The sequence below is a fragment of the Lichenihabitans sp. Uapishka_5 genome (assembly GCF_033947565.1).
GTDB lineage: Bacteria > Pseudomonadota > Alphaproteobacteria > Rhizobiales > Beijerinckiaceae > Lichenihabitans.
The window spans coordinates 124050-149928 of the sequence record NZ_JARPVX010000004.1; the positions used below are offsets into that span (position 1 = coordinate 124050).

27 protein-coding genes are annotated in these 25879 nt (G+C 65.7%); 12 read left to right on the forward strand and 15 right to left on the reverse strand.

Annotated features, from left to right (window positions below; translation table 11 throughout):
* Positions 1-120 precede the first annotated feature (120 nt).
* On the forward strand, positions 121-375 hold the full coding sequence (locus tag P7D22_RS03290) for a hypothetical protein (RefSeq protein ID WP_319932781.1): 255 nt from the start codon (positions 121-123) through the stop codon (positions 373-375).
* A 6-nt stretch (positions 376-381) separates the two neighbouring features.
* On the opposite strand, the gene dapE is transcribed toward P7D22_RS03290, so the two are convergent.
* From dapE to P7D22_RS03310, 4 genes are all read right to left on the reverse strand, one after another.
* The gene (gene dapE, locus P7D22_RS03295; protein WP_319932782.1) at positions 382-1542 is read right to left on the reverse strand and encodes a succinyl-diaminopimelate desuccinylase; all 1161 of its coding nucleotides are present in this window, start codon (positions 1540-1542) and stop codon (positions 382-384) included.
* 16 nt (positions 1543-1558) lie between these two features.
* A complete protein-coding gene (locus P7D22_RS03300; protein WP_319932783.1) occupies positions 1559-2047 on the reverse strand; it encodes a hypothetical protein in 489 nt (162 codons plus the stop codon).
* Positions 2047-2889, reverse strand: coding sequence for a 2,3,4,5-tetrahydropyridine-2,6-dicarboxylate N-succinyltransferase (gene dapD / locus P7D22_RS03305; protein ID WP_319932784.1), 843 nt, complete (start codon positions 2887-2889; stop codon positions 2047-2049). Before dapD ends, P7D22_RS03300 begins: the two co-directional genes overlap by 1 nt.
* 79 nt (positions 2890-2968) lie before the next feature.
* Positions 2969-3643 (reverse strand): class I SAM-dependent methyltransferase, encoded by a 675-nt coding sequence (locus tag P7D22_RS03310; RefSeq protein WP_319932785.1) that lies wholly within the window; start codon positions 3641-3643, stop codon positions 2969-2971.
* A 50-nt stretch (positions 3644-3693) separates the two neighbouring features.
* Here P7D22_RS03310 and mscL point away from each other — a divergent pair, with 50 nt between their 5' ends.
* Both mscL and P7D22_RS03320 read left to right on the forward strand, forming a co-directional pair.
* A complete protein-coding gene (mscL, locus tag P7D22_RS03315) occupies positions 3694-4146 on the forward strand; it encodes a large conductance mechanosensitive channel protein MscL (protein ID WP_319932786.1) in 453 nt (150 codons plus the stop codon).
* 30 nt (positions 4147-4176) lie between these two features.
* Positions 4177-5397 carry a pyridoxal phosphate-dependent aminotransferase gene (locus P7D22_RS03320; protein ID WP_319932787.1) on the forward strand — a complete coding sequence of 407 codons (1221 nt, stop codon included), beginning with the start codon at positions 4177-4179 and terminating at the stop codon, positions 5395-5397.
* 36 nt (positions 5398-5433) lie between these two features.
* On the opposite strand, the gene hemA is transcribed toward P7D22_RS03320, so the two are convergent.
* Positions 5434-6666 carry a 5-aminolevulinate synthase gene (hemA, locus tag P7D22_RS03325; protein ID WP_319932788.1) on the reverse strand — a complete coding sequence of 411 codons (1233 nt, stop codon included), beginning with the start codon at positions 6664-6666 and terminating at the stop codon, positions 5434-5436.
* A gap of 147 nt (positions 6667-6813) precedes the next feature.
* Here hemA and P7D22_RS03330 point away from each other — a divergent pair, with 147 nt between their 5' ends.
* The gene (locus P7D22_RS03330) at positions 6814-8484 is read left to right on the forward strand and encodes a formate--tetrahydrofolate ligase (RefSeq protein ID WP_319932789.1); all 1671 of its coding nucleotides are present in this window, start codon (positions 6814-6816) and stop codon (positions 8482-8484) included.
* Positions 8485-8561: 77 nt separating this feature from the next.
* On the opposite strand, the gene P7D22_RS03335 is transcribed toward P7D22_RS03330, so the two are convergent.
* The 4 genes from P7D22_RS03335 to fdh all read right to left on the reverse strand — a co-directional run bounded on the left by P7D22_RS03335 (position 8562) and on the right by fdh (position 12825).
* Positions 8562-8816: a hypothetical protein gene (locus tag P7D22_RS03335; RefSeq protein WP_319932790.1), complete on the reverse strand. Its 255-nt coding sequence runs from the start codon at positions 8814-8816 to the stop codon at positions 8562-8564.
* 72 nt (positions 8817-8888) lie between these two features.
* Complete coding sequence (locus tag P7D22_RS03340; protein WP_319932791.1) at positions 8889-9116, reverse strand: hypothetical protein; 228 nt, start codon at positions 9114-9116, stop codon at positions 8889-8891.
* Positions 9117-9335: 219 nt separating this feature from the next.
* The gene (locus P7D22_RS03345; RefSeq protein WP_319932792.1) at positions 9336-9641 is read right to left on the reverse strand and encodes a hypothetical protein; all 306 of its coding nucleotides are present in this window, start codon (positions 9639-9641) and stop codon (positions 9336-9338) included.
* Positions 9628-12825 carry a formate dehydrogenase gene (gene fdh, locus P7D22_RS03350; RefSeq protein WP_319932793.1) on the reverse strand — a complete coding sequence of 1066 codons (3198 nt, stop codon included), beginning with the start codon at positions 12823-12825 and terminating at the stop codon, positions 9628-9630. The genes P7D22_RS03345 and fdh overlap by 14 nt, the downstream gene beginning before the upstream one ends.
* Positions 12826-13011: 186 nt before the next feature.
* Here fdh and P7D22_RS03355 point away from each other — a divergent pair, with 186 nt between their 5' ends.
* From P7D22_RS03355 to nrfD, 3 genes are read left to right on the forward strand one after another with little or no spacing between them, the layout of a single operon-like run.
* Positions 13012-13248 (forward strand): hypothetical protein, encoded by a 237-nt coding sequence (locus P7D22_RS03355; protein WP_319932794.1) that lies wholly within the window; start codon positions 13012-13014, stop codon positions 13246-13248.
* Positions 13245-14141 carry a 4Fe-4S dicluster domain-containing protein gene (locus tag P7D22_RS03360; RefSeq protein WP_319932795.1) on the forward strand — a complete coding sequence of 299 codons (897 nt, stop codon included), beginning with the start codon at positions 13245-13247 and terminating at the stop codon, positions 14139-14141. Before P7D22_RS03355 ends, P7D22_RS03360 begins: the two co-directional genes overlap by 4 nt.
* Before the next feature lie 4 nt (positions 14142-14145).
* Positions 14146-15147, forward strand: coding sequence for an NrfD/PsrC family molybdoenzyme membrane anchor subunit (gene nrfD, locus P7D22_RS03365; protein WP_319932796.1), 1002 nt, complete (start codon positions 14146-14148; stop codon positions 15145-15147).
* 16 nt (positions 15148-15163) lie between these two features.
* On the opposite strand, the gene P7D22_RS03370 is transcribed toward nrfD, so the two are convergent.
* The 3 genes from P7D22_RS03370 to P7D22_RS03380 are packed head-to-tail and all read right to left on the reverse strand — an operon-like array spanning position 15164 to position 19713.
* The gene (locus P7D22_RS03370; RefSeq protein WP_319932797.1) at positions 15164-16321 is read right to left on the reverse strand and encodes an efflux RND transporter periplasmic adaptor subunit; all 1158 of its coding nucleotides are present in this window, start codon (positions 16319-16321) and stop codon (positions 15164-15166) included.
* 12 nt (positions 16322-16333) lie between these two features.
* Positions 16334-19495 (reverse strand): efflux RND transporter permease subunit, encoded by a 3162-nt coding sequence (locus P7D22_RS03375; protein ID WP_319932798.1) that lies wholly within the window; start codon positions 19493-19495, stop codon positions 16334-16336.
* The gene (locus P7D22_RS03380; RefSeq protein ID WP_319932799.1) at positions 19492-19713 is read right to left on the reverse strand and encodes a hypothetical protein; all 222 of its coding nucleotides are present in this window, start codon (positions 19711-19713) and stop codon (positions 19492-19494) included. Before P7D22_RS03380 ends, P7D22_RS03375 begins: the two co-directional genes overlap by 4 nt.
* Before the next feature lie 140 nt (positions 19714-19853).
* On the opposite strand from P7D22_RS03380, the gene P7D22_RS03385 reads away from it, so the two are divergent.
* Both P7D22_RS03385 and P7D22_RS03390 read left to right on the forward strand, forming a co-directional pair.
* Entirely contained in the window at positions 19854-20462 is a 609-nt protein-coding gene (locus tag P7D22_RS03385; protein WP_319932800.1) for a TetR/AcrR family transcriptional regulator, read from the forward strand.
* A 1043-nt stretch (positions 20463-21505) separates the two neighbouring features.
* Positions 21506-22081 carry a hypothetical protein gene (locus tag P7D22_RS03390; RefSeq protein ID WP_319932801.1) on the forward strand — a complete coding sequence of 192 codons (576 nt, stop codon included), beginning with the start codon at positions 21506-21508 and terminating at the stop codon, positions 22079-22081.
* A 321-nt stretch (positions 22082-22402) separates the two neighbouring features.
* Here P7D22_RS03390 and P7D22_RS03395 read toward each other — a convergent pair whose 3' ends face one another.
* On the reverse strand, positions 22403-22633 hold the full coding sequence (locus P7D22_RS03395; RefSeq protein WP_319932802.1) for a hypothetical protein: 231 nt from the start codon (positions 22631-22633) through the stop codon (positions 22403-22405).
* A gap of 127 nt (positions 22634-22760) precedes the next feature.
* Here P7D22_RS03395 and greA point away from each other — a divergent pair, with 127 nt between their 5' ends.
* The 3 genes from greA to P7D22_RS03410 all read left to right on the forward strand — a co-directional run bounded on the left by greA (position 22761) and on the right by P7D22_RS03410 (position 24167).
* Complete coding sequence (gene greA, locus P7D22_RS03400) at positions 22761-23240, forward strand: transcription elongation factor GreA (protein ID WP_319932803.1); 480 nt, start codon at positions 22761-22763, stop codon at positions 23238-23240.
* Positions 23241-23463: 223 nt separating this feature from the next.
* On the forward strand, positions 23464-23853 hold the full coding sequence (locus P7D22_RS03405; RefSeq protein WP_319932804.1) for a DUF1622 domain-containing protein: 390 nt from the start codon (positions 23464-23466) through the stop codon (positions 23851-23853).
* Entirely contained in the window at positions 23850-24167 is a 318-nt protein-coding gene (locus P7D22_RS03410) for a DUF1622 domain-containing protein (RefSeq protein WP_319932805.1), read from the forward strand. The genes P7D22_RS03405 and P7D22_RS03410 overlap by 4 nt, the downstream gene beginning before the upstream one ends.
* Positions 24168-24262: 95 nt before the next feature.
* On the opposite strand, the gene P7D22_RS03415 is transcribed toward P7D22_RS03410, so the two are convergent.
* Together P7D22_RS03415 and P7D22_RS03420 are read right to left on the reverse strand one after the other, a co-directional pair.
* A complete protein-coding gene (locus tag P7D22_RS03415) occupies positions 24263-25264 on the reverse strand; it encodes a hypothetical protein (protein WP_319932806.1) in 1002 nt (333 codons plus the stop codon).
* Between the two features lie 52 nt (positions 25265-25316).
* A partial coding sequence (locus P7D22_RS03420) for a hypothetical protein (protein ID WP_319932807.1) occupies positions 25317-25879 on the reverse strand: 563 nt, incomplete at its 5' end.

The window sequence follows — 25879 nt, forward strand, 5'->3', positions numbered from 1 at the left end:
CATCGGACGATGCAGGGGCTGGCTCTCCAATCGTTCAGGTGGAGGGCTGAACTGCCGCCGGCGGCTCGCGTTGGCTTTTCAGAAACGTTTCAGAGCGGGCGTGAGCCGGGGATCAAGGGTATGTTCAAGCAATTGGCGATCATTTCAGTGGCGGCAGCGGCCTTGGGCGTCGGGACCTGCGGCTGCTTCGCGCAGACCGATGGCCCACCCGCCGGCCCAGGCATCTTCAACCGCACGGTGCCCTCGAGCATCGGCAGTGCGCGGCAAACTTACGATCGGCAGACTTACGACAGCTATCGCGGCGATCCGGGCGCACAATTCGAGTTGCGGCAGAAGCGTCAGAACCTGTGCCGCAACGTGCCTGAAATGTGCTGAGGCGCGTCAGCGCGAAAAATAACCGTCGATGACCCGCTCGTAGATGCGGGTCAGCTGTTCGACGTCGGCCACGCTGACCGCTTCATCGACCGCATGCATGGTCTGGCCCACGAGGCCGAATTCGACCACCGGGCAAAGCCGGGAAATGAAGCGGGCATCGGATGTGCCGCCGGTGGTCGACAGTACGGGCGTCCGTCCGGTTTCATCGGCGACCGCGGCCGACACCAGCGCCGTGAAGGGGCCCGGAGCCGTCACGAAGGCAAGGGCGTTGCAGGGCAGCAGGTCGAGGCTGAAGCGCGCGCCGGCGCCTGCCGTTTCGGCTCGCCGGTGCAGCTCGGCCGTCAGGCTGTCGGGCGTCCACACGTCGTTGAACCGGATGTTGAAGCGGGCTTTGGCTTCGGCCGGGATGACGTTGGTCGACGGGTTGCCGACATCGATGCTAACCACCTCGAGGTTCGAGGGGTCGAAATGCGGGGTGCCGGCATCGAGGGGTGTCGCCAGCCAGGCGCCGAGCAGCCGCAGCAGCGGCGGGATCGGATTTTCGGCCCGGTTCGGATAGGCCACGTGGCCCTGACGGCCATGCACCGTCAGCGTGCCCGATAGCGAACCACGCCGGCCGATCTTGATCATCTCCCCGAGGTGATCGGGATTGGTGGGCTCTCCCAGGATGCAATGATCGAAGTGTTCGCCACGCGCTTGCGCCCAGGCCAGGAGCTTCGGCGTGCCGTTCACGGCCGGGCCTTCTTCGTCGCCGGTGATCAGAAACGCGATCGACCCCTCGGCCGGGAAGCCATGCCGGCCGAGCCACGCGCAAACGGCCGCCACCGAAGCCGCCACGCCGCCCTTCATGTCGCAGGCGCCGCGCCCGTGCACGATGCCGTCCTCGACGAGGCCGGCAAAGGGTGGGTGGTGCCACGCCGCGGCATTGCCGGGCGGCACCACATCCGTATGGCCGGCGAAGACAAGGCAGGGGCGGCCGGTGCCGATTCGGGCGTAAAGATTTTCCACGTCAGGCTGGCCCGGCTCCGAGAAGGTCGGGCGCTCGACCGCGAAGCCCGCCTCACCGAGGATGCCGGCCAGGAGCGTCAGGGCGCCGCCCTCGGTGGGCGTCACCGACGGGCAGCGGATCAGGTCGCACAATAGATCGACGGGCGAGATCACGGCCATCCTCCTCGGCTCGGGGTCAGCGGGGCGCGCGGATGCCAAGGGCCACGATGTTCCACACTACGACCGCCGCGACCGCGAGGATCGCAAGGGTGCCGGTCCAGTCCGGAATCGTGCCTTGCGAGCGGGGCAGGACCCAGGCGAAGGCACCGCCGCATAGCAGACTGAGCGGCAGGATGCCCGCAAGGGCGCGCGGCTGTCCCCGGGCCGCGAAGCGCTTGGCGCTGAGGTTGTATTCGCACACCAGCAGCACGAGCAGCCCGAAGCTGAAAGCCAGCAGGTAGAGGTAGGCCCCCAGCACCGCGAGAGGCGGTTGTTCGAGGCCGTGCTGAACGAAGGGACGCACCAGCACCCAGCCGAGCTCGGCCAATGCCCCGATGACGGCAAGCGGCACGGTCCCGCGCCACCAGGTGGCGCGGTCGATCACCCCGCGGTCGGTCCGGAACAGGAAGCGAAACCCGTGCGGGCCGGCTTCGGCCGGTGGAATGCCGCCCCGGGGGGACGGCATCAATCCCTCAGCAGCTCGTTGATGCCGGTCTTGGCCCGGGTCTGTGCATCGACGGTCTTGACGATCACGGCGCAGGACAGCGACGGGCCGGGCTGCCCGTTGGGGAACGGCTTGCCCGGCAGGGCGCCCGGCACCACCACCGAATAAGGCGGCACCCGGCCGATGTGAATAACACCGGTGGCGCGATCGACGATCTTGGTCGAACCCGAAATGAACACGCCCATGGACAGCACGGAGCCTTCGCCGATGATGACGCCCTCGACCACCTCGGAGCGCGCCCCGATGAAGCAATTGTCCTCGATGACGGTCGGGTTGGCCTGCAGCGGCTCGAGAACGCCGCCGATGCCGACGCCGCCCGACAGATGCACGTTCTTGCCGATCTGGGCGCAGGAGCCCACCGTCACCCAGGTGTCCACCATGGTGCCGGCATCCACATAGGCGCCGACGTTGACGAAGGACGGCATCAGCACCACGCCCGGCGCCACATAGGCGGAGCGCCGCACGACGCAGTTCGGCACCGCCCGAAAGCCGGCCGCCTGAAATTCGGTTTCACCCCAGCCGTCGAACTTCGACGCCACCTTGTCGTACCAGGACGAGCCGCCAGGGCCGCCCGGGATCGTCGCCATCGGGTTCAGGCGGAACGACAACAGCACGGCCTTCTTCAGCCATTGGTGCACGGTCCAGCCATCGCCCGTCTTCTCGGCAACGCGGAGCTCGCCACGATCAAGCAGGGCGAGCGCGGTTTCGACCGCATCACGCACCTCTCCCCGGGTGTCGGACGTGACTAAGGCCACGCCCTCGAAGGCTGTCTCAATGGTGGTCTTGAGGGCGGCGTGGCTCATCGGAGATCCTTTGGCGGGTCGTCAGGGTGCTGCCACCAAGCCACCGGGCTTGTCAACGCGTTCGCCCCGCCCGCCATGGTCAGCGAAACCGCAGCACTGCGGATCGCTTGACGTCGGCATCCTCGAGCGCACGGGTGACCGGCACCTCGTAGGAGGCGATCTCGATGAGGCGGTCGCGCGGCAGGTAGCTCCGGCCGGGATCGCCCAGCAACACCAGGGCGCCGCGACGATGCAACGCCTCCAGCCAGTCGAGCAGGTGGGTGGCCATGTCGCGTTCGTAGGACACGTCGCCGGCCAGCACCACGTCCCAACCGTCGTCCGTGCCGACCCGGTCGCCGGGCAGCAGCTCCACCCCGACCCCGTTGGCCACCGCGTTGAGGCGCGCCGCAGCCTGGGCGAAGAGGTCGATGTCGTTGGCCCAGACGCGAAACGCGCCGGCGCGTGCGGCCGCGATCGCCACGAGTCCCGAGCCGGACGCGACATCGAGCACGCTGCGGCCGCGGACGACCTCGGGATGCTGCGTCAGATAGGCCGCCAGGGCCTGGCCGCCCGCCCAGGGGAACGCCCAGAAAGGGGGCGGCAAACCGATGCGGCCCATCTCGGCTTCGGTCTGCTCCCAGAGTTCGGTGGCCTCGTCGGCTGTGAACAGCTGGATTGTCGGTACCGCCGGCACGGCGACGAGCCGCGTCTTCGTCTTGATAAAGGTGTCCCGCCGATCGACGCCAGTGAGCCCCGCCTTGCTTTCGTCTGGCATGGCTTTAGCTTGGCAGCCGCATTGCCGCCGCCGTCCATTGGGAGATGACCTTGACCATTCGCGCTCCGAAATTGTCGCTCAGGGAAGAACTGAAGCAGTTCCGCTCCTTTGCCCTGAAAGGCAACGTCATCGACCTCGCCTTTGCGGTGATCATCGGCGCCGCCTTCAGCAAGATCGTCGATTCTTTGGTTAAGGACATCATCATGCCCATCATCGGGCTGGTGGGAAGCGCCGACTTTTCCAACTACTTTCTGCCGCTCAGCCACAACGTCACGGCCAACAACTTGGCGGACGCCCAGAAGCAGGGCGCCGTGCTGGCTTGGGGCAGCTTCGCCACCTATGTGGTGAATTTCATGATCGTCGCCTTCGTGCTGTTCCTGATCGTCAAGGCGATCCGGCGCTTCCAGACCGAGGCTCCGAAGCTCGACCCGATCCCCACCGGCGAAGAAAAGCTCCTCGTGGAGATCCGCGACATCCTCGCGCGATCAACGCCGATCCGCTAATCGGAAGCCGCGTAACGAAGGAGCGGACCCGTGCAGGTTGAGGGTGGACGAAACACGGCGGAACGGAGTCGGTGGCTCGACCGCGTGCAACCGAGCGCCCTTGCGGTGCCGGATAGCGGCATCGTCGAAATCTTCAATTACGGCCGCAATCGCGAGGGGGTGATTCCCCTCTGGGTTGGAGAAAGCGACCAGCCGACGCCCTCCTTCATCAGCGCGGCCGCGATCCGCTCGCTTGAGGCGGGCGAAACCTTCTACACCTATCAACGCGGCATCCCGGCCCTGCGCGAAGCGATCGCGCGTGACATGACGGCGCTCTACGGCCCGCGCGAAGCGTTCTCGCCCGAGCGGTTCTTCGTGACGATCGGCGGCATGCATGCGTTGCAGATCGCCATGCGGATCGTCGGCGGCCCGGGCGACGAGTTCCTGGTGCCGACGCCGGCCTGGCCGAATTTCGGCGGCGCCATCATGGCGCTCGGCGCGCGCGTGGTCGAAACGCCGATGCGGCTCGGGTCAGGCGTCCACCCGCGCTGGAGCCTCGATATGGCGGCGCTCGAAGCCGCCGTGAACCCCGCCACGCGGGCGATCGTCATCAATTCGCCTTCGAACCCGCTCGGCTGGACCGCGACGCTCGAAGAGCTCGAAGCGGTGTTGCGCTTCGCACGCCGCCACGGCTTGTGGATCATCGCCGACGAGATCTATGGCCGGTTCACCTTCGATGCGGTCCGGGCGCCGTCCTTCCACGACATCATGGCGGCGGACGACCTCATCCTGTTTCCGCAGACCTTCTCGAAGAACTGGGCCATGACGGGGTGGCGCATCGGCTGGCTCGAGGCGCCCGAGGCGCTCGGCCAGTTGATCGAGAACCTGGTGCAATATTCCACCTCCGGCGTCGCGGTGCCGAGCCAGCGCGCCGCCTTGGCGGCGATCGAGGGCGGGGCTGACTTCGTGGCCGAGCAGGTCCGGCGGGCCCGTCAAAACCGGGACATGCTTTGCGCGGCCTTCGAAGCGACCGGCCGGATGCGGTTCGCGGCGCCGGACGGCGGCTTCTACCTGTTCTGCGGCATCGAGGGGTATCCCGACGCCCGCCGGCTTGCCTTCCGGCTGGTCGACGAGGCGGGGATCGGCGCGGCGCCGGGCGACGCCTTCGGGGCGGCCGGAGCGGGTTCGCTTCGGTTGTGCTTTGCCCGGTCGCCGGCCCAGATCGCGGAGGTGGCGGACCGGCTCACGACCTGGGTCGCGCGGAACGCCTGAAAGCCGTCGGCTGCCGCTAACGAGCAGCCGACGCCCTCACTCCGCTGCCTGGGCCTGATGGTGCATCTCGGTCGGAAGGTCGAGCTCCTGCCACACGTTGCAGAGCGCTGCGGTCAGCGCCACGATATGCTGGTCCGAATGGTGGGGCGTCGGCGTGATGCGCAGCCGCTCGGCGCCGCGCTCGACCGTCGGGTAGTTGATGGGCTGGATGTAGATGCCATGCCGCTCGAGCAGCAGGTCGCTCGCCCGCTTGCAGCGGTCGGCATCGCCGACGAACAGCGGCACGATATGGGACGGGTTGTCCATGACCGGCAGGCCGGCACGTGTGAGCGCCTGCTTGGTGCGGGCCACCTGCCGGGCATGCCGGGTGCGCTCGTCGCCGGAGCGCTTCAGGTGTCGCACCGCCGCCGTGGCGGCCGCCGCGACCGCCGGGGGCAGCGCCGTGGTGAAGATGAACGAGGGCGCGAAGGACCGCACCGCATCGACGATCGCGGCATCGGCCGCGAGGTAGCCGCCGAGCGTGCCGAACCCCTTTGCCAGGGTGCCCTCGATGACATCGATCTCGTTCATGACGCCTTCGCGTTCCGCGATGCCGCCGCCGCGCGGCCCGTACAGGCCGACCGCATGGACCTCGTCGAGATAGGTCATGGCGCCATAGCGCTTCGCCAGGCGGGCGATGGCGGCCACGGGGGCGATGTCGCCGTCCATCGAATACAGGCTTTCGAAGACGATCAGCTTCGGCCGCGTGCCAAGGTCGCGCAGCTTGGCTTCGAGGTCATCGAGGTCGTTGTGCCGGAAGATCAGCTTGTCGCGGCCCGACCGCCGGATGCCTTCGATCATCGAATTGTGGTTGAGCGCGTCGGACAGGATCACGCAATCGGGAATCAGGCCCGCGATGGTCGAGATGCCGGCGAGGTTCGAGATCCAGCCCGAGGTGAACACGAGAGCCGCGGCCTTGCCATGCAGGTCGGCCAGTTCCGCCTCGAGCTGCACCACGGGGTGGCTGTTGCCCGATATGTTGCGCGTGCCGCCGGCGCCGGCGCCGTAGCGGCCCGCCGCTTCCACCATGGCGCCTGTGACGGCCGGGTGGCAGCCCATGCCGAGGTAATCGTTCGAGCACCACATGATGATGTCGCGCGGCCCCTCGGGGCCTCGCCAGACCGCGTGGGGGAAGCGGGTCACGTCCCGTTCGAGATCGGCGAAAACACGGTAGCGGCGCTCAGCGTGCAAACGACCGAGCGCATCCTCGAAGAAAGCGCGATACACCATCGAGACCTCTTGGACGGCGCCGCCACGCGGCGGCTCGTCAGGGACGGCCGCAGCCGCCAGTTTTTCATTATTACAGCTTCGGGGTGTTTACAAACCAGGGCCGATCGCCCCATCCCTGCCCTGCGCGCGATGCCAGGCGGAGACACAATGGACACCGATATCGAGATCGCGCGCCGAGCCTCGTTGCAGCCGATCGCCGCCATCGCGGCCGGCCTCGGCATCCCGGCCGATAGTCTCGAACCCTATGGCCGGCACGTCGCCAAGCTCGATGTCGCAAGCCTTCAAACGGCAAGGCGCCCCACGGCCGGCAAGCTGGTGCTGGTCACCGCCGTCAGCCCGACCCCGGCCGGCGAAGGCAAGACCACCACGACGGTCGGCCTCGGCGACGGGCTGGCGCGGCTCGGCCACAAGGCGCTTATCTGCCTGCGCGAGCCGTCGCTCGGTCCGGTGTTCGGCCTGAAGGGTGGGGCAGCCGGTGGCGGCCATGCCCAGGTGGTGCCGATGGAGAAGATCAACCTGCATTTTACCGGCGACTTCCACGCCATCACCAGCGCCCACAACCTGCTGGCCGCGATGCTGGACAACCACATCTATTGGGGTAACGCGCTCGGCATCGATCCGCGCCGCATCGCCTGGCGTCGGGTGTTGGACATGAACGACCGGGCCCTGCGGTCGGTGGTGTCGTCGCTCGGCGGCGTCGCCAACGGGTTCCCGCGTGAAGACGGCTTCGACATTACGGTGGCGTCGGAGGTGATGGCGATCTTCTGCCTGGCGGAAACGCTCGACGACCTAGAGGAAAGGCTCGGCCGTATCGTGGTGGCGGAAACGCGCGACGGCGTTGCCGTGACGGCGGCCGACCTGAAGGCCGCCGGCGCCATGACGGTGCTGTTGAAGGACGCCTTCCAGCCGAATCTCGTGCAGACGCTCGAAGCCACGCCGGCACTGGTGCATGGCGGCCCCTTCGCCAACATCGCCCATGGCTGCAACTCGGTGGTGGCCACCCGCACGGCGCTGGCGCTGGCCGATTTCGTCGTCACGGAAGCAGGGTTCGGGGCCGATCTCGGGGCCGAAAAGTTCCTCAACATCAAATGCCGGCAAGCCGGGCTGGCCCCGGATGCCGTTGTGCTGGTCGCAACGGTCCGGGCGCTGAAGATGCACGGCGGTGCTGCCAAGGACGGCCTTGCGGTCGAGGACCTCGGGGCGCTCGAGCGCGGCTTTGCCAATCTGGCGCAGCACGTCGCCGGGTTGCGGCGCTTCGGCCTCGACCCCCTCATCGCGATCAATCATTTCGCCACCGACACGGCGGCCGAACATGACTTTCTGATCGCCGCCTGCCGCGAACGGCTCGATGCAACGGCCGTGACGTGCCGGCACTGGGCGGACGGCTCGGCCGGAATCCTGGAACTCGCCGAACGGGTGGTTGTGGCGGCGAAGAACGGCACGAGCCGCTTCCGTCCGCTTTACCCCGATGGGCTCGGTCTTGCCGACAAGATCCGGACGGTGGCGCGCGATATCTATGGCGCGGCCGATATCGCGCTGAGCAGCCGAGCCGCCAAGGACTGCCGGCGCATCGAGGCCGCCGGGTTCGGCCACCTGCCGGTCTGCATGGCCAAGACGCAATATTCCTTTTCGACCGACCCGAACGCGCTCGGCGCCCCGGAAGGCCACACGGTCGAGGTCGCTGCCATGCGGCTTGCCGCGGGTGCCGGCTTCGTTGTGGTGCTATGCGGCGACATCCGCACGATGCCGGGCCTGCCGCGCATCCCCGCTGCTGAATCGATCGGGCTGCGGGACGGGGTGATCGAGGGACTGTTTTAGCGCGCCATCGATCGGTCGGACAGGGCTTTGGGCGATGCTGCGAGGCGGACCCGGTCGGCTTCGGACGTGCTCGCGTGCTATTGCCGAACTGTTTTGGCGCCTTTGTCGAACACGGAGCGGCATCCTGGCGTCAATTGGTTTCGGTTGGTGCGCATGCAGGCGAAAACCTGCTGCTCGTCGAACATGACAGTCGGGCAAAGGCGCAGAACGTCCCCGGTGCAGGCCGCCACGGCCGCCTGACGCAGTTCGGGCGTCGTGACCATCTCGGCCGCCTCGACGGACCGTGACTGAGCCACAGCCAACACAGCAACCAATACCGCGGTGAGCCTCATCGACGACGTCATTCTGTTCCGCCCACCTTCTAACGTCCGCTCATTCTGAATATCCGAACTTCAAGCAAAGGTTTAGCGGCGATAGCTGTTCGAGGGGTAAGTGTCGTCGCAGGCGCTATCGTTCTGGGGCATCGGTTCATCCGCCAGAGACTGCCAGATGCGGGCTTCCCGAAGCGTGCGGCATTCGGTGTCGTCACCATGCGAAGGGGCGCTGACGAGGTCGGCGACCGTGGGCCACGACGGATAAGGCGCATCGGCGGCAGGGCCGTCAGAGCCCATCTTGCTTGTTGAATTGATCATGCTGTGCGCTCCGCCCAGCCAGTGAACCGCAAAGGCGATGACAAAGTTCGGTCGTGGAGCGATGAATTGCCGCGTTCGTTAAATTTGTCACAAAGTCCGGTCGGTGACCGTAAGGTTTTTGTGGCGCTCCCTCCGAAACGAAACAGTGCAGAGGTTTTCCAGTCCGGCGCGGGCGTGTTGCACAACGCGACGTGCCGGCCGGGCCAGAACACCTGAGCGTCAGGCCCAGATGTCGCTGTCCAGCAGCCCGACGAGGGTTCCCCTTGCCTGGGCGAGGCTGGCCCAAGGAACCTCGCCGAGCGGGTATTGCACCGCCATGGTGGCCGAGATGACGCCGTTGACCCGGTCCAGCACCAAACGACTGAGGTCTGTCGGGGTTTCCCGGTGAGACGCGATGATCCCATCGCGAAACACCCCGAGGCCGGTCAGCGTGGCCGATAACAAGTGACCGTCCTTTTCTGGCTGCTTGGCCAAGGCGGCATCGAGATGGGTCAGTGCCTTGCGGCCGCTTTCATTCAGCGGCATGGCGCGGCACCGTTCCTGTTTCATCGAGCCGCCCGGGCCGGATCGCGCAGGTGATGGCTTTGGTGGTGTGAATGCTGGTGTTGGCATCGCCCGTGATGGCCAGCAGGACGTTGGCGACCGCACCCTGCGCATAGCCCTCGCGCCCGAAAGTCCACGGCATGCCGACCTGATGCACGGTGCGCCCGTCGATCACGAAAGGACGCACGCGTTCGGTCACCATCGCCTTCACCTCGATGGCACCCCGCAGGGTAGAGATCACGGTCCAGCCGAGATGCGTGATGCCGCATTCGCGTGCCAGCTCCGGTGACACCTCGACGAAGGCTTCGGGCTGCAGTTCCGCCGTATGCGGCATCACCCGGCTCGGGATGCCCCCGCAATGGATCTCGGTCAGCCGATAGGTGCTGAACACATGCGGGAAGCGCGGATCGGCCGGTGCATGCAGCGTGTTGCCGGGCCGGTCCCAGATCTTGGCGGTCGGGTTGTGCTGCTGCCCGTTCATCGGGTTGCGGACCGGCGCCTCGATGGGCTCGTAGTGGGTCGGCAGCGGTCCGTCCATGAGCCCGGTCGGCACGAACAACTGGCAATGCCCGTCGGCCTCCATGATGAAGGGCCGGTCGCCGCCGAGCGCGTCCATGCCGGTCGGGTGCTTGTCCCACACCGGCCGCTCGTCCGGCCGCTTGGTTTCGACGAAATCCGGCACGTCGTCGCCGTCCCATCGGGAGGCTGCCTCGTCCCACCAGACCAGCTTTTTGCGGTCCGACCAGGGCTTGCCGTCGAGATCCGCCGAGGCGCGGTTGTACAGCGTGCGGCGATTAGACGGCCAGGCAAAGGCCCAACCGGGATGGTTGCCGCGATTGCTGGTGTCGGTCTTGCGGGAGCGGGCGACGTTATGATGTTCGCTCGGGAAGACGCCGCAATACATCCAGCCCCCGCAGGCGGTCGAGCCGTCGTCCTTCAAATCCTGGTATTTCGCCACCTGCTTGCGATCCGACACCGTATAGCCGTTGATCTCCTTCAACACGCTTTCGGCGTCAGGCTCCTCCCGCGACCCCTTGAGCGGGTAATCCCAGGTCAGGGCCTTGATGGCGGCATCGCGCGGCGCTGTGCTGGCCGCGTACATGGTCTTCAGCCGCAGTCCCAGGTGGGTGATGAACCAGAGGTCGGAGCGACACGCGCCGGGCGCGTCGCAGACCATATCGTGCCATTGCACCAACCGGCTCGTATTGGTGACGCTGCCGTCCTTCTCGCCCGGCAGGGCCGCCGGCAGGAAGAACACCTCCGTGCCGATCGCCTCCGGTCGGGTTTCGCCCTTGGCAACGAGCCGGCCGCGCTCCCACCAATTGGCGCTTTCCGTCATGGCGAAATCGCGCACCACCAGCCAGTCGAGCTTACCCAAGGCCTTTTCGACCAAATCGGCGTTGACGGCCCCAATCAGCGGGTTCTGGCCCATGATGAACTGGCCTTTGACGATGCCATCCGCCATCGCAAGCGTCATCGGCTGCTGGGAAACGTCTCCAGTGAGCTTCGGCAGATGCTCGTAGCCCCACTGATTCCCCTTCGTGGCAGTGTCGCCGTACCAAGCCTTCAACAGGCTGACCATGTATTTGGGGAAGTTGTGCCACCAGCCGGTCGGCGGCGTTTCGACCTTCAGATAGCTGTCGAGCGTGGCGTGGTCGTGCAGGGCACTCGGCTGCGGCAGGTAGGTCGGCAGCATGTTGTAGAGCGTCGGGATGTCGGTCGATCCTTGGATCGACACGTGGCCGCGCAACGCCATGATGCCACCGCCCGGCCGTCCCATATTGCCGAGCAGGCCTTGGATGATCGAGGCCGCCCGGATGATCTGAACGCCCGTCGAATGGTGGGTCCAGCCGACCGCGTAACAGAACGCTCCCGTGCGATCGCGACCGGAGTTGCGAGCCAATGCGTCCGCCACCTTCAGGAAGGTTGCCTGCGGGCAGCCGGTGACGCGCTCCACCATCTCGGGCGTGTATTTGGCATAGTGCCGTTTCAGGATCTGGTAGACGCAACGCGGGTGCTGCAACGTCGGGTCGGTGGGCGGCGGACCCTTCGACATCGACTGGTAGTCGCCCTCTTCGCCTTCGTGCGAGTGCACCCGATGCTCGGCGATCGAGGAGGGCACGGTCTTGCCCTCATACTGCCAGGTGGCCTCGGCATAGCTTCGCGTTTCGGCGTCCCAACCGGAGAACAACCCGTCGTTGTCCTCGGAATCAACGTAGCCTTCCTCGATGATGTTGGCGATGTTCGAATAAGCCAGGGCCCATTCCTTGAACCAAAGGTCGTTGTCGAGGATGTGACGGATGATACCGCCCAGGAAGGCGATGTCCGAGCCCGAGCGGATCGGGGCATACACGTCCGCTAGCGCGCTCGTGCGGGTAAAGCGCGGATCGACGTGGATCACCGTGGCGCCACGGCGCTTGGCCTCCACCACGAAGCGGAACGCGATCGGATGGTTCTCCGCCATATTGGAGCCCATGATCACGACGCAGTCGCTGTTCTCCAGATCCCAGAGGGCCATGGTGGCTGCTCCGCGCCCGAACGACGTTCCCAAACTGGGTACCGACGACGAGTGTCAGATGCGGGCCTGGTTCTCGATGCTGACCATCCCGAGGCCGCCGCCGAACAGCTTCTTGATGAGGTAGTTTTCTTCGTTGTCCATGGTGGCGCCGCCAAGCGAGCCGACACCCAGCGTGTGGTTCACGGTCCGCCCGTCCGGCATGGCCTCGACGAAGGTCTCATCGCGCGTCTGCTTGGTCAGCGTGGCGATGCGGTCCATCGCCCAGTCGAGCGGCACGCTTTTCCACTCGGTCGCATAGGGGGCGCGATGCAGCACCTCGCTGATGCGCTTGGGTGACAACAGCATGCCGAGCGTGCCGGCCCCCTTGGGGCACAGCGTGCCTTGATTGACCGGGCTGCGCGGATCGCCCTCGACATGGATCGGCTTGCCGTCCTTGGCGTAGATCAACTGGCCGCAGCCGACGGCGCAGAACGGGCACACGCTGGTGCCGACCTTGTCGGCCTGCTCGAGGCGGGGCCGCAGGGCACGCGAGGTTTCGCTTTCGGCCGCCTTGTCGCGCAGGCTTTCGCCGGCCAACTGGCGCGGGATCGACCAATCGCGCAGGAAGTCGCCAAGGCGCTTACCGGGAGGTGTGCTGATCTTCTTCATCGGACCTCTGCGGTCATTGCGGCGGTGCGTCGCGCATCGCGGAGCAGGATAAGGGCGCCAGACCTGAATCAGGAAGGACGGACGCGCGGGTTTGGTTCCGGGCGCGCCCTTCCGTCACGCGTGCAACCCGCCGTAGGCTGGAACGTTTGCAAGCTGCACCTTGAGAAGCGAAAGCGAGCGCCCGACATGCCGTTCATGGAAGGGACGATCACGATCGTTCAGGAAAGCCGTTTTCAGATGACCGACGACCGGGGCGCCTCGCACCTGTTCTCGCTCAGTCCCCATGCGGCCGCAGACCCTTCGCAACTGGCACCCCTGGCGGCGCAGCAGTCGCGCATTCGGGTGAAGTTTCGCGAGGGCGACAATATCATCGGCGCCATTGCGCAGTCGATTTCGGTGATGACAGGCGGCGAGGCCCGATGAGCTTCCATCCCCGCGTCCAGGATCATACGCAATCGACGTTCGACCACGTGATCGCGGATGAGTCCGAGCTGACGGCCGGCTGCAAGATCGAACCCGGCAAGTCATACGGGTTCTTTACCGACACCACGGTGTGCATCGGCTGCAAGGCCTGCGAGGTGGCCTGCAAGGAATGGAACAACCTGCCGGCCGACAATTTGGGCCTGACCGGGCAAAGCTTCGACAACACGGGGGCACTGTCGGCCAACACGTGGCGGCATGTCGCCTTCGTCGAGCGCAGCGGTTGCGGCGGCGTGCGCGACATGGGCGAGGTGCCGTTCCAGAGCGCCTGGCTGATGATGAGCGACGTGTGCAAGCATTGCCACAACGCACCCTGCCTCGAGGCCTGCCCGACCGGCGCCCTGTTCCGCACCGAGTTCGACACGGTCGTGGTGCAGCAGGACATCTGCAACGGCTGTGGCTATTGCGTGCCGGCTTGCCCGTTCGGCGTCATCGACGTCAGCACCAACGACGGCAAGGCGCATAAGTGCACCTTATGCTATGATCGGCTGAAAGGCGGCCTGGAGCCAGCCTGCTCCAAATCCTGCCCGACCGACTCCATCCAGTTCGGCGAACTCGGTGACCTTCAGCAGCGGGCGGCCGAACGGGTCGACACGCTGCATGGGCTCGGCGTGACGAGCGCCTATCTTTACGGCACGCCTGATGCCCCCGGGTCGACGGGTGGCCTCGGCCACCTCGGCGCCTTCTTCCTGCTGACCGAACGTCCCGAGGTCTACAACCTGCCCGTAGCGCCGACCCGGCCTGCCGACCGCGTGGCGCCAAGTCTGATGACGGGGCTTCTCACCATGGCGGGGCTGGCGTTGGCCGCCACGGCCGTCCTGTCGCGTCGGACCTGATCGCATGAACCAGATCGTTTCTTCTTCTCCGTCGGTGCCGGCGGCCGTGTCGCGCTTCAGTGACTACGACGGCAGCACCTATTACGACCGCCCGCAGCTGAAACCGGCGCCGTTCGAGAACCTCGTGGTCGGTGGCTATATCTTCTTCGCCGGCCTGTCCGGCAGCAGTGCCCTCCTGGCCGCGATCGCGACTGCGGTCGGTGGCGACGACATGGCCGGTATCGCACGCCGCGGGCGGTATCTGGCGCTTGCGGCGCCGGTGCTCGGCTCGCCCTTGCTGATCTATGACCTGCATACGCCGGCGCGCTTCTACAACATGCTGCGGGTCGCTAAGGCGACGTCGCCGATGTCGATCGGTACCTGGATCCTGATGGGGTTCTCCGCGACCGCGATGCCGGCCGCCGCGCTGCAGCTGGCTTCGGACGCCGGTGTGGCGCGACCTTGGGTGTTGCGCGTCGCTCAGGCGCTCGGGTTGCCGGCCGCCCTGCTTGGCGCGGGCTTGTCGACCTATACGGCGGCCTTGTTGTCGGCCACGAGCGCGCCCGTCTGGGCCGCGGCTCCCCGCGCCCTGGCGGTGCGGTTCGGGTCCTCGTCGCTCGCGTCTGCCGCCTCGACCCTGGCCCTCGGCGAGCCGAATCCGGATGCACGGGCCAAGCTCGCGATCATCCAGGCGGCCGCGCTGGTGACGGAGGCAGTCGCGGACGGGGTGGCGCAACGCGCCTATCGGCAGAGCGGTATCCAGCAGGCTTTCGACAGCCCTGTCGGCAAAGCGGAGCGGCTGCTGACCACCGGCCTTGGGGTCGCGTTGCCGCTTGGCCTCCTGGCCTTGGCGCTGTTCGCCCCGCGGCAGCGTCGAGCTCTGTCCGCCATGGCCGCGGTGGCGACGATTGCCGGCAGCGCCGCCATGCGGGTCACGATGATGGGCGTCGGCGACGTATCGGCCGAGACGCCGGACATCTCGTTCCGCTATTCGACACCGGAAAACCTGGCGCGGCTGGTGACCTGAGCCGCGCCAAACAGGCTCAGGGCTTGCCGGCGGCAGCCGGCATCGGCGCCACGGGCATGCCGGGGCCGATCTTCTGCAGGTTGCCGGTGATCACCTGGTCGGTCGCCGATAGGCCCGTCAGCACCGCCACCTGATCGCCCTTGGCGGGCCCGAGCGTGACGATCTTCTGCTCGACGGCGCTGGTTGGGCTGACCGTGAAGACGAACTTGCCGAGCTGGCTCGAGCCGATGGCCGCCTGCGGCACCAGCAGGGCATCCGGCATGTCCCGCACATGCACCTGCGCCCGCACATATTGGCCCGGCAGCAGGCTGAGGTCCGCATTGGCGATGGTGGCGCGGGCCACGACCGTGCCGGTGGCGCGATCGACGCTGTTGTCGATGAAGGTAAGTTCGCCCTTGTGGGGCGGCACGTCGGCCCGGCCCGGCACGTCGACCGTGATCTCGACCGTGCCGCCGTGCTTCGCCGCCACGATGGCGCCGAGGTCGGTTTCGCTCGGGTTGAACGTCACATAGATCGGGTCGAGCTGCACAAGCGTATTCAACACCGTCGTGCCGGCACCCACCAGCGTCCCGACGGGTGCCTGGTTGCGGCCGAGGCGCCCCGGAAAGGGGGCGTGGATCTGCGCATAATCGAGATTGAGCTGGGCGCCCCGCAAGGCAGCTTTCGAGGCGGCCAGCGCGGCTTCGGCCTGATGCAGCGTGCTGGTGCGCTCGTCGAAGGAATCCTTGGCCAGCCAGCCGTTCTTGGTCAGCGAGTCGCCCCGCTGGAAGGCGGACTGCTGGTATTCCAGCGAAGCCGTGTCGCGTTGCACCTGCGCGGTCGCCTGATCGAGCGCCACCTGGAAATCGCGTGGGTCGAGCCGATACAGCAAGGCGCCTGCCTTCACGTCCGCCCCATCCTGGGCCGGTTGTTCGGTCAGGTAAGCCGACACCTTCGCCTGCAGCGTAATGGCACGCAGCGACTCGGTGCGGGCCGCGTAGTCGAGCGTCACCGGCAGATTGGCCTTGATGACGGCCGTGACCGGCACCGGCATGGCGGGCGGCGCGCCCGGGGCCGTTTCGGCCCGGGCGATGTCGGCGCCGGTGGCACCTCGGAAGAACAGCGTGCGTGGGACGAGCGGCGCCGTGATGACGGCCAGAAGCACGACCGCGGGGATCAGGTGGCGGGGGCGCATGAGGGCTCTCCGTTATTCCGCGGCGGCGCGATAATCAGGGGTGTCGTGTCCGGTCGCAACGTCGCCCGATCGGGCCGCCCGGCGTTCGCGGAAGTTCTCGATCACGGCATAGAAGACCGGGACGAAGATCAGCGTCAGGAAGGTGGCGGCCAGCATGCCGCCGAACACCGTGGTGCCGATCGATTGGCGGCTCGCCGCGCCGGCGCCCTCGGCGACCATCAACGGGATGACGCCGAAGATGAACGCGAAGGCCGTCATCAGGATGGGCCTCAGGCGCAGGCGCCCGGCCTCCATGGCGGCTTCGACGATGCTCAAGCCTTCTTCCCGCCGCCGCTTGGCGAATTCGACGATCAGGATCGCGTTCTTGGCCGCGAGGCCGATCAGCATCACGAAGCCGATCTGCGAATAAACATCGATCTGCATGTGGCGGACGAACAAGGCCCCGAGTGCGCCGCCGAGGGCCAGCGGCACGGCCAGCAGCACCATGAAGGGCATCGACCAGCTCTCATATTGGGCCGCCAGGATCAGAAACACGAACACGATGGCGAGCCCGAAGATGATGCTGGCCACCGAGCCCGCCTTGAGCTCCTGGAACGTGATGCCGGTCCATTCATAAGCGAAATCGCGCGGCAGCACTTGCGCGGCGACACGCTGCATGGCGGCAACCGCCTGGCCCGAGCTGTAGCCCGGGGCCGGCGCGCCGTTGATGAGCGCCGAAGCGTTCGAGTTGTAGTGCGGCACGGTTTCCGGGCCGACGATCGGCTTCAAAGTGCCAAGCGTCGACAAGGGCACCATGCCGCCCGCGGTGTTGCGCACGTAAAGCCGCGAGATGTCGGTCGCCGAGGCGCGCGCATCCTTGTCGGCCTGCAGCGTCACCCGGAAAGTGCGGCCGAACAGGTTGAAGTCGTTGACATAGAGCGAGCCGAGAAAGATCTGCAGCGTGTTGAACACATCCGGCAGGTTCAGCCCGAGCAGCTTCGCCTTGTTGCGATCGAGATCGTAATTGAACTGCGGCGTCGCGGTGCTGAAGGACGAGAACAAGGCTTGCGGATTGAGCTCCGGCTGCTTGCGGGCTTCCGTCAGGAACGCCTGCACGGTGTCGTTCAACGCTGCGGCGCCACGACCCGTGAGATCTTCGACCTGGAATTCGAAGCCGCCGGTGGCGCCGAGGCCCGGGATCGACGGCGGATCGAAAGCCAGCACGAAGGCGCCCGGGATGCCGAGCAGCTTCGGCCGCACGCGAGCCACGATCTCGGAAGCCGTCTGGCCAGCCGGTCGCTCGTCCCATGGTTTCAGGATCGCGAATTCGACTGCGGAATTCGATTGCGCCGCATTGGTCAGGAAGTTGAGGCCGCTGATCGAGCCGACGATGTCGATGCCCGGTTCGCTCTGCAACAGCTCGCGCACCTGCTTGGCGACGGCATCGGTGCGCTCGAGCGCGGCGCCGTCCGGGCCCTGGACCACGACAAAGAAATAGCCTTGGTCCTCGACCGGCAGGAAGGTCGAGGGCAGGCGGGTCCAAAGCCAATAGGTGCCGAACAGGCCAAAGGCGAAGACGATCATCAGGGCCCAGCGGAACCGAATGAAGGACCGCACCATCCGGGCATAAAGATTCGAGAGCTTGTCGAAGCCCGTGTTGAACCAGCGGAACAGGATGAAGGGCTTGCCTTGCCGGTGCCGCAGGAAAGCGGCGCTCAAGGCCGGGCTGAGCGTCAGCGAGTTGAAGGCCGAGATGCCGACCGAGATCGCGATGGTGAGCGCGAATTGGTTGTAGAGCCGGCCCGCCACACCCGGGATGAAGGCGACGGGAACGAACACCGCCATCAGCACGGCCGTGGTGGCGATGATGGGGCCGGTCACCTCGGCCATCGCCTTGCGGGTGGCGGCCAGGGGCGGCAAGCCGGCTTCGAGCTGCCGCTCGACGTTTTCCACCACCACGATGGCGTCGTCGACCACGAGCCCGATGGCCAGAACCATGCCGAGCAGGCTCAACATGTTGAGCGAGAAGCCGAGCGCCAGCATGACCGCGAGCGTCGCCACCAGCGACACCGGGATAGCGATGGTCGGGATGATGGTGGTGCGCCAGCTCTGCAGGAAGATGTACACCACCGCGACCACGAGCACCAGCGCTTCGCCGAGCGTGATGACCACGTCCTTCATCGAGGCCTGGACGAAGCGCGTCGTATCGTAGTGCATCGCGTATTCGATGCCCTTGGGGAAGCGCTGCTGCAGCTCCGCCATCTTGGCATGGATGTTGTTCTGCAGATCGAGCGCGTTCGAGCCCGGTGTCTGGAAGATGCCGAGCACCACCGTGGGCTTGTCGCCGAAATAGGCCGTCGAAGCATATTGCAGGGCGCCGAGCTCGATACGGGCGACGTCGCGCAGCCGCACCACCGAGCCGGTGGCGGGATTGGCCCGCACCACGATATCGCCGAAGGCCTGCGGGTCCGACAAACGGCCGACCGCGTTGACCTGCATCTCGAAGGCCGTGCCGGCGGGGGCGGGCGACTGGCCGATCTTGCCGGCCGCCACCTGGACGTTCTGCTCGGCCACGGCGGCCTGCACGTCGGTCGCCGTGATGCCGAGATCGGCCAGCTTGTCGGGGTCGAGCCAGACCCGCATGGAATACCGGCGCTCGCCGAAGATCTGCACGTCGCCGACGCCCGGCAAACGCTTCAGCGGGTCGACCACCTGCAGGTAGGCGTAGTTCGACAATTGCACCGGATCGACGGACCCGTCCGGCGACGTCAGGTCGACGATGAGCACGAAATTCGGGTTCTGCTTCTTGATCGTCACGCCGGCCTGGTTGACGATCGGCGGCAGCGAGGACGAGGCCTGGGCAACGCGGTTCTGGACGTCCACGGCCGCGATGGCCAGCGGATAACCGACATCGAAGGTGACGGTGATGTTCGCCGAACCGTCGTTCGAGCTGGTCGAGGACATGTAGGTCATGCCCTGGACGCCGTTGATCTGTTGTTCGAGCGGCGTCGTCACCGTATCGGCCACAACCTGGGCGCTGGCGCCCGGGTAGATGGCGCTGACCACGACCTGCGGCGGCGTCACGTCCGGAAGCTGGGAGACAGGCAACAGCCGATAGGCGATGGCGCCAGCCAGCACCATCAAGATGGCGACCGCGGAAGCGAAGATCGGGCGCTGCGTGAAGAAGCCGATCATGCGCAGCAGACACCCCGGAGGGCGGCGCAGGCCTGGCTCGCCACGAGGCTTGCGGCGCCAAACCGGCCCGCTGCCACCCGAGCGGAACCGGCCTCGACGCCACCGGCCGCCGAGCGGAGCAGGCGTTCGAAGGCCTGCGGCTCGACATGGTCGGCCCGCATCATGGCGCGGATCATCGGATCGGCCAGCACGGATTCGATGCTGAGGTCTCGTCCCATGGCGTGTCCTCCACGCGCGGTCGCGCATGCGTGATCGTGATGCCGGCCGGTCCTCGCGCTCGATTGACCCTGGAAGGGGTGCGTGTTACCGGTCAGTAACAACGGCAGGGTTACCGACTGGTAACAGGAGTGTCAAGGGCATGGGAAAGATCCCGGGTGGAGCAGAGGTGGCGGTGTCGTGCTGCCCAACGGCTCGTCCCCGCGAGCGCATCCTGTCCACGGCCCGCGACCTGTTCCGCCGTTATGGGATCCGCGGCATCGGGGTCGACACGATCGCGGAAGCGGCCGGCACCAACAAGATGACGCTGTATCGTCACTTCGGCTCGAAGGACGATCTCGTCTGCGAGTGCCTGAAGACCGTGGCGCGGGAAGGCAGCGAGATCTGGGATCGGTTCTCGGTGGATCATCCCGGCGATCCGACGGCACAATTGCATCAATGGGTGCGCTATGGCGCGGCCTGCATCGCGTCGGACGGCCGGGGGTGCGATCTCGCCAATGCGGCGGTGGAACTGACCGAGCCGGACCATCCGGCTCGTCGCCTGATCGAAGACGTGAAGCGTGATTATCGCGACCGCTTGGCCCGGCTTTGTGCCGCGGCCGGCGTCGTGCAGGCCGAGCTGCTGGCCGACACGCTGTCGTTGATGCTGGAGGGCGCACGGGTGAGCCGGCAAAGCGTCGGTGTCGAGGGGCCGAGCGCCCGCTTTCTTCGCATGAGCGAGGCCGTCATCGCGGCTTTCAAAGGCGCTTAATCGCGCCCAGCAAGCCGAGGACCGTTGTTGCGCTCGTGGGGGCTCGGCCGTGCATCGTCGGCGTTGATCGACGACGGGTCGCAACAGCCACCCCGTCGACCAAGCCTGGCCTTCAGCTTTGTGGGGCGCGCCACAAAGCTGAAGGCCGAGACTGCCACGCGGCCGAAGGTCGGGTCCGGTTCAAAGCCATAAATTCTCTTGTGAGGACGGCCGCGACGGCTTGCCGGTCGGGACATGGTCATGGCCCGCTTAAAGCCCGAGCCGCCCCGGTCGATACAATTTGGTGCTCGGGTGAAATTATCCGATAATCGTTTGTCATTATGCGGCACAAAGATATTTAGTAAGTTAATTTGCATTAACACATTCGAAGTCATGTCTCGGAAGATGCGAGCTCGGAAACAAAACCAAGACGGCATTCTCTCGTTTCTTCATCAGTCACCAGGCTGAAGGAGGATACGATGAAGTCGAATACTCTAGTCAAGTACCTGACTGCTAACACCAGCCCTGATTGGATGGCCGTGTTGCTATCTGCAGCGCTTTTGGCGCCCTCCGCTTCGAGCGTCTACGCGCTCGGGGTCGGCGCTTCGGTGGGCGGCAGCAGCCATAGCGTGGGGGCAAGTGTCGGTGCATCGGTCGGCGGGCACAGCGTCGGTGTAGGCGCGTCGCTGGGTGGTGGGGCGTCGAACGGCACGACCTCCGGCGCGAGTGTTGGCGCTGGAACGTCATCGCGTGGCGTGTCGGCCGGCGTTGGGGCATCTGTGGGTGGAACCGGTAGCACCGGGGGTGTGTCGGCGGGTGTGGGTGTGGGTGCGGGCGTCGGCGGCAGTAACGGCGCCAGTGCGGGCGCAGGTGCGAGCGTCGGCGGGAGCAATGGCGTCAGTGCGGGAGCAGGGGCGAGTGTCGGTGGCAGCAACGGGGCTGGCGTCGGGGCTGGTGCGAGCGTCGGCGGCAGCAACGGGGCGACCGCGGGGGCAGGCGCTGGGGTCGGCGGATCGACGGGAGCGAATGCCGGTGTCGGCGCGGGGATCGGCGGTCGCGGCGGCTTGTCGGCTGGCCTCGGCGCTGGGCTCGGCGGCACGAGCGGCGTCAATGCAGGCCTGGGTGCCAGTCTCGGCGGTACGAGCGGTCTGAATGCCGGTCTGGGTGCCGGTGTCGGCGGCACGACGGGCGTCAATGCTGGCCTGGGTGCGTCTCTGGGCGGCTTGTCAGGGACGGCAGGCGCCACGGTCGGCACTCAAAGCGGCGTCGGTGCAGGGTTGGGGATCACGCTCGGAAGCCTTGGCCTGGGGAATCTGCCAGGTGTCGGGTCGATGTACGACCCCGCCGGTTCGGTCGCGGTTCCGACGACCGGAACGGCCACCACGTCCCGGTCCCGTTCGCCAAACACGCGAACTGCCGTGCCGGTCGGCGCCGTTGTGGTCTCGCCCGAGACGATCGACAGCCTGAATGCGGCGCCCTACGACCCTTATACCGACGAAGCCCGGTACGTCGGCTCGTACGATGACGATGATTACGGTGCGCAGAACGCGTTCAACAACGGCGAGTCGCGATCGCTGATCGAACAGCGGAAGTGCCGGACGCGGTACTGCCTGCGCCACGTGGCCCGTGCCCACCGGTAACGAACATCTGGGTCAGGGACTCCATTGTCCCTGGCCCACCTTGTTGCTGGCGGCTTCAAACAGGCACCAAATACTTTGGTGTCACGCCAGACAGGACAGCCAGAAAGATCGAGAACTGAATGGCGGAGACGGAGGCGGCCGAACAGCACTAATAAGATGCTGTGAGCAAACGCATATTATTTGTCGTCTCTGAAAAGTACCCGGTCAAATACCCGGCTTTGTTCACGGCTTGCGTGGCGCAGGCGACACGCTCCCGTTATGCTCTGTTCAGGCGCGCTCGGCTTAAAACTGCCCTGCCTCGCGCGGCTCAGTCGCGTTGGGTCAGCCGGGGCGCCGATGCAAGCGGCGTCCCGGTTGGGGGCATTGCAAGGGCCGTTCGGACGGATGAGCCGGAACCAGCCGGCTTTCCTTTTCGCTGCAGCGAACCCTGCGAATCATCATCTCCTCGCGTGTCTTGAACACGGCGGCGGTTAGCGCTTCAACGGTGCCGCAGAGTTGGACGATGCTCTCAGCCATCGACTGAATGCGCTCGTTCTGCTGGCGCTCAATCAAGCCGACGAGGCTCGCGCGATCTCGTTCCGCAGTTAGGACGCTCTAACCGGATTGACGTTAAGGTTCTATCAGGTACGGGCTTCCGCCCAGGCGGATGGTCCTCGCTTTGGGGCAAGAGGAAACAGCAATGAGCGTCGCGTTCACTCGCGAGGAAGACGTCGAGGCCGCAGCTGCTCACTTACCAGATCGGCCGATCTCGCCACATGCGAACCTCGTCACGCCGGAAGGCGTAGCGTTCCTCGAGACTGCTCTGGCTGAAGCTCGAGCAGCGTTCTCCAAGGCTCAAACGGCGGGAGGCGTCCAGGTAGATCGAACCGCCATGGCCCGGGCCGCCCGCGATCTGAAATACTTCGCCGCGCGGCGCGCAAGCGCACAGGTCGTGGAGACGGTGCTCGGATCGGATCGGGTGATGTTCGGCAGCACCGTCACCTTTGATCGTGACGACGGCCGACAGCAGACGTTCCGCATTGTCGGCGAGGATGAGGCAGACGCGGCTCGAGGCATGGTTTCCCACGTGTCGCCGCTGGCCCGGGCGCTTCTTGGGAAAGCTGTTGGAGATGTCGGATCGGTAGCCGGCAAAGATGTGGAGATCTTGACCATCGCATGAGCGTCCGCCAAGCCTTTCACTGCGCCTGGCGAGAGCGGTCTGACCAGATCGCGGCAGAGGTCAGGCGAGCGTGACGGGAGCAGTGGCGGCAGTGACCTTCTCAGCCCAGTGGCGATAAACGCGAGCGCCTGCTTCGCGATGAGGCTTTGACCATCCTCGGTCGTTGGCTGGCTTTGGAAGTCGAATTGCTTGAACCTTTGAGAGGATCACCTGTTCAAGCGCCATGGAAGACACCTTCAAGGCGATCACACTCTGGCTTGCGAGCGGCACCGAGGCAGCGGCGGCGCTTATCATCGGTCTTGCCTCAATCGAAGGTACGCTTCGAGCGCTGATCCTGTTCGTGCCCGGCACAGGCCCGCAGGGAGAGAGTGCGGACCGGCGCAAGGAGGATGTTCGCCTGAAGCTTGGGCGCTGGCTGGCCGTAGCGTTAGAGTTCGAGCTTGCCGCTGACATCCTACGGACCGCGGTCGCGCCCACCTGGACCGAAATCGGCCAACTTGCCGCCATCGCAGTCCTACGCACGGCCCTGAACTACTTTCTGCAGGCGGAAATCGACAAGGCAGAGGCGCGTCGCGCGGTGCCGGCCAACATCGAAACACCTGAGGCCAGATGATGGCAGGCCTTGATGGACTGATCGACGGTGCCGCGGTGCTGATCGAATTCGGCGGCAGCATCATAATCGCTGTTGCCTGCGTGCGCGGCCTCGCCAGTTTGATCGCGGGGCAGGGCAGTCATCGCGCCCTCGTGCGTGCACGTCTTGTCGTCGCCGATGGCGTCATCGCAGCACTCGGCTACAAGACGGCGGCAACACTGCTAAAGACTATTGAACTGCAGACCTGGACGGCGATCGGGATGTTTTCGACCATCCTCATTTTTCGCACGGTGATCAAGCGCGTGCTCGTTTGGGAGGAGGCCCGCTTGCAATAGCCTACGAGGACGAACGAGCCCATTCGGGTATACCCAATTGGTCTTTTGTGTCTTAAAATGCGCCTGTTCTGTCTGTGAGACAGTGGTACGCGCCATCAGTGCTCGATCTGCGGATATGCGATGATCAAGCTTTGTGACGCGGATGTCCGGGATTGTTCCCGACGGACTAAGAGGCCGAGAATTGGTGGGCTGTCCACGCCCTTCACGCTCAAATCCAGCCAAGAAACATGCGCTCGAAGAGAGTTGTTCGCCACAGAGCTTGCTCCTTTGATCTCGTAATCGAGAGGCAAGGGAAGGGTTTGATCAAAACGGTAAGGGTACTGCCCATCCGTGATGAAGGCTTTCAGGCCCCGCGTACCGGTGGGTAACGTGATACTAGCTTCAGCACAATCGCGACCGGCGGGTAGTTCGATCCTCAGGGTATGGCCGTCGTCGACAACCTGTTGCTGACCGGTCGGGCATGACCCATCCAAGACCGCGGAAACAATCCATGGCCTTGTCGCGAAATGGCGGCAAGCCTCCCAGGTTGTCAGGCAGAGCAGGGCGACGAAAAGGAGAGCAGCCGCTCCCCACGCGGTCTCTCGAAAAAGCCGGCGCTCAGGCTCCCCCGAGGTCTGCTCAATTGATAGGCCGCCGAGGATCGCTATCGCAGGGAGACATATGATCAGGTATCGCGCCTGCACCTCGCCGATGAAGAGGATCTCGCCGGCGAAGGTGGCAGTGAAAGCCAGCGTCGCAACACCAAGCGGAGACCTCCTAGCGCGCAGAGTTCCAACGAACGCGAGCCCCAGCATCGGGATCAGCCAGGCGCGTTGAATTGCGGCGCGGCCGCTGAGCCACTGTGGGACAGTTGGGTTGGCTACGGTCAGGACCGTGTCGCGATTGCCGGAAAGATCGGCGCCGGCAAACCAAGTGTATCCGATGCCGGATGTCAGGGCGCGCGCTTTCGAGATGACATATTCCGGGTAAGCTGCCCCGTCCCAGAGAACCTCCTGCGCAAGCCGGCGCAAAGCAAACCCGGTCCGCTCCGCTGTCGGAATGGCCGGCCAGAAATTGTGGATCCAGTAGGTGCTCGCATCGAAGTTCGCGTCCGGCACAATGTGGAGGGCCGAGGCGAGGCGTAGGAGGGAATCGGTCCCGCTCTTTGAGTCAAGCGCGAGGCCCGCGACGGCCCAGGCCAGCGAGGCCGGTCACGAAGCAGGCAAGGGCCGGCAATGCCCGGCGAAGGCCGGCATTTGGGAGAACGCATAGCACCAGCACTGCTGCCGCTGCAGATGTCAGAAACAGTCCTGTGCTTCGGGCAAGATCTAAAGCAGCTGCAAGGATGCCTACGGCGCCGAAGCCGAGTAGCGCAGGCACGCCGCGCCGCGTTGCTGATGCTGCCAGGATCGCAAACGCAGCCGTCGTCAGGAGCAAACCGACGTGATCGCTGGTGGCGAGCGTCAAGGCGAAGCTTCGATCCGGGTAGATCGCAAAGAGTATGAGGCCCAGCAGAGCCGCCGACGAGCCCGCTTGCCTGCGAAGGAGCCACCAAAGCAGCGTAGCGGTACCCGTCTGAAAAGCGGCATTCACCACCTTCAGCCCCACATAGCTCACACCCATCAAGCCAGCCGGCACCGTGGAAAGGAGCGATCTGCGCCAGTACAGATCTCCATAGGTGTAAAATCGCTCGCAATAGTGACCCCCTGAGGGGGTAATTTCGCGGCCAATGC

Bases quoted from the DNA above. Each gene is read 5' to 3' on its own strand.
- P7D22_RS03340 (WP_319932791.1), bottom strand. From the start codon at position 9,116: ATGATCAATTCAACAAGCAAGATGGGCTCTGACGGCCCTGCCGCCGAT.
- P7D22_RS03360 (WP_319932795.1), top strand. From the start codon at position 13,245: ATGAGCTTCCATCCCCGCGTCCAGGATCATACGCAATCGACGTTCGAC.
- P7D22_RS03410 (WP_319932805.1), top strand. From the start codon at position 23,850: ATGATGGCAGGCCTTGATGGACTGATCGACGGTGCCGCGGTGCTGATC.
- P7D22_RS03380 (WP_319932799.1), bottom strand. From the start codon at position 19,713: ATGGGACGAGACCTCAGCATCGAATCCGTGCTGGCCGATCCGATGATC.
- P7D22_RS03345 (WP_319932792.1), bottom strand. From the start codon at position 9,641: ATGCCGCTGAATGAAAGCGGCCGCAAGGCACTGACCCATCTCGATGCC.
- P7D22_RS03330 (WP_319932789.1), top strand. From the start codon at position 6,814: ATGGACACCGATATCGAGATCGCGCGCCGAGCCTCGTTGCAGCCGATC.
- P7D22_RS03385 (WP_319932800.1), top strand. From the start codon at position 19,854: ATGGGAAAGATCCCGGGTGGAGCAGAGGTGGCGGTGTCGTGCTGCCCA.
- P7D22_RS03355 (WP_319932794.1), top strand. From the start codon at position 13,012: ATGCCGTTCATGGAAGGGACGATCACGATCGTTCAGGAAAGCCGTTTT.
- P7D22_RS03335 (WP_319932790.1), bottom strand. From the start codon at position 8,816: ATGAGGCTCACCGCGGTATTGGTTGCTGTGTTGGCTGTGGCTCAGTCA.
- dapD (WP_319932784.1), bottom strand. From the start codon at position 2,889: ATGAGCCACGCCGCCCTCAAGACCACCATTGAGACAGCCTTCGAGGGC.
- dapE (WP_319932782.1), bottom strand. From the start codon at position 1,542: ATGGCCGTGATCTCGCCCGTCGATCTATTGTGCGACCTGATCCGCTGC.
- nrfD (WP_319932796.1), top strand. From the start codon at position 14,146: ATGAACCAGATCGTTTCTTCTTCTCCGTCGGTGCCGGCGGCCGTGTCG.
- P7D22_RS03310 (WP_319932785.1), bottom strand. From the start codon at position 3,643: ATGCCAGACGAAAGCAAGGCGGGGCTCACTGGCGTCGATCGGCGGGAC.
- P7D22_RS03300 (WP_319932783.1), bottom strand. From the start codon at position 2,047: ATGCCGTCCCCCCGGGGCGGCATTCCACCGGCCGAAGCCGGCCCGCAC.
- P7D22_RS03375 (WP_319932798.1), bottom strand. From the start codon at position 19,495: ATGATCGGCTTCTTCACGCAGCGCCCGATCTTCGCTTCCGCGGTCGCC.
- P7D22_RS03290 (WP_319932781.1), top strand. From the start codon at position 121: ATGTTCAAGCAATTGGCGATCATTTCAGTGGCGGCAGCGGCCTTGGGC.
- P7D22_RS03370 (WP_319932797.1), bottom strand. From the start codon at position 16,321: ATGCGCCCCCGCCACCTGATCCCCGCGGTCGTGCTTCTGGCCGTCATC.
- greA (WP_319932803.1), top strand. From the start codon at position 22,761: ATGAGCGTCGCGTTCACTCGCGAGGAAGACGTCGAGGCCGCAGCTGCT.
- P7D22_RS03405 (WP_319932804.1), top strand. From the start codon at position 23,464: ATGGAAGACACCTTCAAGGCGATCACACTCTGGCTTGCGAGCGGCACC.
- hemA (WP_319932788.1), bottom strand. From the start codon at position 6,666: ATGGTGTATCGCGCTTTCTTCGAGGATGCGCTCGGTCGTTTGCACGCT.